This window comes from Massilia phosphatilytica (assembly GCF_977014125.1).
The window spans coordinates 1-2647 of sequence record NZ_CDRNIL010000011.1 but is presented as its reverse complement, the minus strand read 5'-3'; the positions used below and the strand labels follow the sequence as shown (position 1 = coordinate 2647).

The 2647-nt window shown below is 68.6% G+C and carries 2 protein-coding genes and 2 pseudogenes; 3 read left to right on the top strand and 1 reads right to left on the bottom strand.

All coding sequences use genetic code 11. The features are described 5' to 3' along the window. Window positions 1–400 precede the first annotated feature (400 nt). Window positions 401–1144 (bottom strand): annotated as a pseudogene (gene fnr, locus ACWNCF_RS00440) (fumarate/nitrate reduction transcriptional regulator Fnr); the annotation flags it as partial. 205 nt (window positions 1145–1349) lie between these two features. Between fnr and ACWNCF_RS00435 the strand changes: the two are divergent. From ACWNCF_RS00435 to ACWNCF_RS00425, 3 genes and pseudogenes are all read left to right on the top strand, one after another. Next, window positions 1350–2009 (top strand): TorD/DmsD family molecular chaperone, encoded by a 660-nt coding sequence (locus tag ACWNCF_RS00435; RefSeq protein ID WP_449405633.1) that lies wholly within the window; start codon window positions 1350–1352, stop codon window positions 2007–2009. Window positions 2010–2017: 8 nt separating this feature from the next. Next, the gene (locus ACWNCF_RS00430; protein ID WP_449405632.1) at window positions 2018–2230 is read left to right on the top strand and encodes a formate dehydrogenase; all 213 of its coding nucleotides are present in this window, start codon (window positions 2018–2020) and stop codon (window positions 2228–2230) included. Window positions 2231–2266: 36 nt separating this feature from the next. After that, window positions 2267–2647: pseudogene (locus ACWNCF_RS00425) on the top strand (hypothetical protein); the annotation flags it as partial.

The following is a 2647-nucleotide window of genomic DNA, read 5'->3' as shown; positions in this document are numbered from 1 at the left end:
TGCCCTGTTCTTCGTTCCAGTTACGTATTGCTAAGGTTAAAACGGAGGAGTTAGTTGGATGATCCAGCACCTGGTCCGATCCGGTCCGGGGCATGCTGGAAGGACGGCTGGCCGGGCCGGCGGCGCCGTTCACGATCTACCTCGCGCATCCGACCCTGCCGCAGCGCGACCTGCGCCTGCTTCGTGCGGCCGGCCGCGGACGGCTCGTTCGCCGTGGCGCTGCCGGCGCTGGCGCGCACGCACTGGCAGGTCGTCGTCGAAGGGGCGTTGCGCAACTGGCCGCTGGCGAAAGGATCGGGACGGCGCCGGGCCGCTGGAGATCGTGGCGGACGAGCCCGGTGGCGGTTCCGGGGCGATTGCCCGCGCGCGGGGCGTCACGCCATCGGGCTGCACCGCTGTTCTTCGTGCCGGCCGCCATCGCCTTGGCGCGCGGGTTCCAGCAGTTCGACCTCGCGCTTGTCGACCTGCACGAGGCCCAGCTTCTTGGAGGAGCGCAACGGCGCGGCTGGTGCTTTCGATGGTCAGGCCCAGGTAGTTGCCGATGTCCTCGCGCGACATGCGCAGCTGGAAGCGCGTGGACGAATCGCCGCGCGCGGCGTAGCGCGCGGACAGGTTGACGAGGAAGACGGCGAAGCGCTGCTCGGCGCGCATATTCCCCCAGCAGGAGCATGACGTTCTGCTCGCGCGTGATCTCGCGGCTCATGATGCGGTGGAAGTGGCGCAGCAGCGCCGGCACGTGGCCGAACAGGTCTTCCAGGTGCGTGAACGGGATCTCGCAGACCTCGCTGTCTTCCAGCGCGACGGCGTCGCAGTGGTGGCGCTCGGTGCCGATGGCGTCCATGCCGAGCAGTTCGCCCGCCATCTGGAAGCCCGTGATCTGCGCCTCGCCCGCCGCGTTGATCTGGTAGCTCTTGAAGTGGCCGAAGCGCACCGCGTACAGGTTGCGGAACGGCTCGTCCATCCGGTACAAGGCCTCGTCGCGCTCCAGGCGGCGGCGCTTGCCGATGATCTTGTCGAGGCGGTCGATGTCCGCGTCTTCCAGGCCCATCGGCAGGCACAGCTGGTGCATGCTGCACGCCGCGCAACTGCTTTTCAGCGCATTGACGTCGAGACGGGTAACGGTCGTGGTATCAGCGTTAATCATGGCGAGGACCTCAGGGTGATGTCCGGATTATAGATCGCATCCCCTGCTGACCGGAGGGAAAAGGTCATGTAATTACAGTGCTGCCGGCAAAGTGTCGCGTGCGCGTCAAGCGTGCGCGCCTTCGCGTTGTCAAGGACTACACTTCCCATGAAAATTTGCTAACGGGATAATTATGTCGGTCGAGCAGGATTCAGCGTTATCCGGATTGCATGACGGCGACGTCCCCGACGGTGTTCCCGTGCCCCCGCCGCTGGCCGGCGAAGACCAGGCCCGCGCCGACTTCTACGGCCTGTTCGCGCATCTGCTGCTGGCCCCGCCCAATGCGGCCCTGCTGGCGGCGCTGGCCGCCGCCGAGCCGATCGCGGCCGCCGGCGAATTCGCCCTGGAGGACGCGTGGCTCAAGCTCGCGCAGGCCGCCGCCGCCGTCGATGCGGGCGCCGCCCACGACGAGTTCGCGGCCATGTTCATCAGCACCGGCACGCCCCCGCTGAATCCGTACGCCTCGTTCTACCTGACCGGCCACCTGAACGACGCGCCGCTGGCCGGCCTGCGCCAGGATCTGGCGCGCCTCGGCCTGGCGCGCGCGCGCGGCGTCGGCGAATCCGAGGACCACCTGGGCGCCCTGTGCGAGACGATGCGCGTGCTGATCCAGGGCGGCCCCGGCATGCCGGCCCGCGGACTCGACGCGCAAAAGGCCTTTTTCGAAGCGCATCTGCGGCCCTGGTACGCGGCCTGCCTGGCCGACGTCGCCGCCAGCCCGGATGCGAATTTCTACCGGTACGCGGCGGGCGTCGTCGATGCCTTCCTGTCGATCGAAGCGCAGGCCTTCGCCGTGCTCGACGCCGCCGACCCGCTTGCCGCATGAGGACGACCATGGACAAGGACACCGACCCGCGCCCCGATCCGGCCCGCCGCAGCTTCCTGAGGGCGGCCCCGCTGGGCGCCCTGGCCATCGCGGCCGCCGCGCGTGCGCGTGCGCCCGACGCGCAGGCGGCACCGGCCGCGCCGGCGGCACCGCAGCCATCGCAGGGCTATCACGAGACCGAACATATCCGGCGCTACTACCGCAGCGCGGCGTACTGGTAGACCGGTAGACGAACCGGTAGACGAGAGGAGACAGGCATGACCCTGGTGAGACAATCGCGCGACGGCGGACTGAAACGGCGCCGCTTCCTCGTCGGCGCGGGCGTGACGGCCGGCGCGGGCGCCCTCGCGCGCCATCTGCCGCTGAACGTGATCCAGAGCGCGACGGCGGCGGACCCCGTGCCGGCGCAAGCGCATACGGAAGTCAAGCACACCGTATGCAGCCACTGTTCCGTGGGCTGTTCGGTGGAGGCCGTCGTCAGCAACGGCGTGTGGGTGCGCCAGGAACCGGCGTTCGATTCCCCGTTCAACATGGGGGCGCACTGCGCCAAGGGCGCGTCGGTGCGCGAGCACGGCTTCGGCGAGCACCAGGTGCTGGATCATCGAGTTACCTCCTCCGTTTTAACCTTAGCAATACGT

Bases quoted from the DNA above. Each gene is read 5' to 3' on its own strand.
- ACWNCF_RS00430 (WP_449405632.1), top strand. From the start codon at position 2,018: ATGGACAAGGACACCGACCCGCGCCCCGATCCGGCCCGCCGCAGCTTC.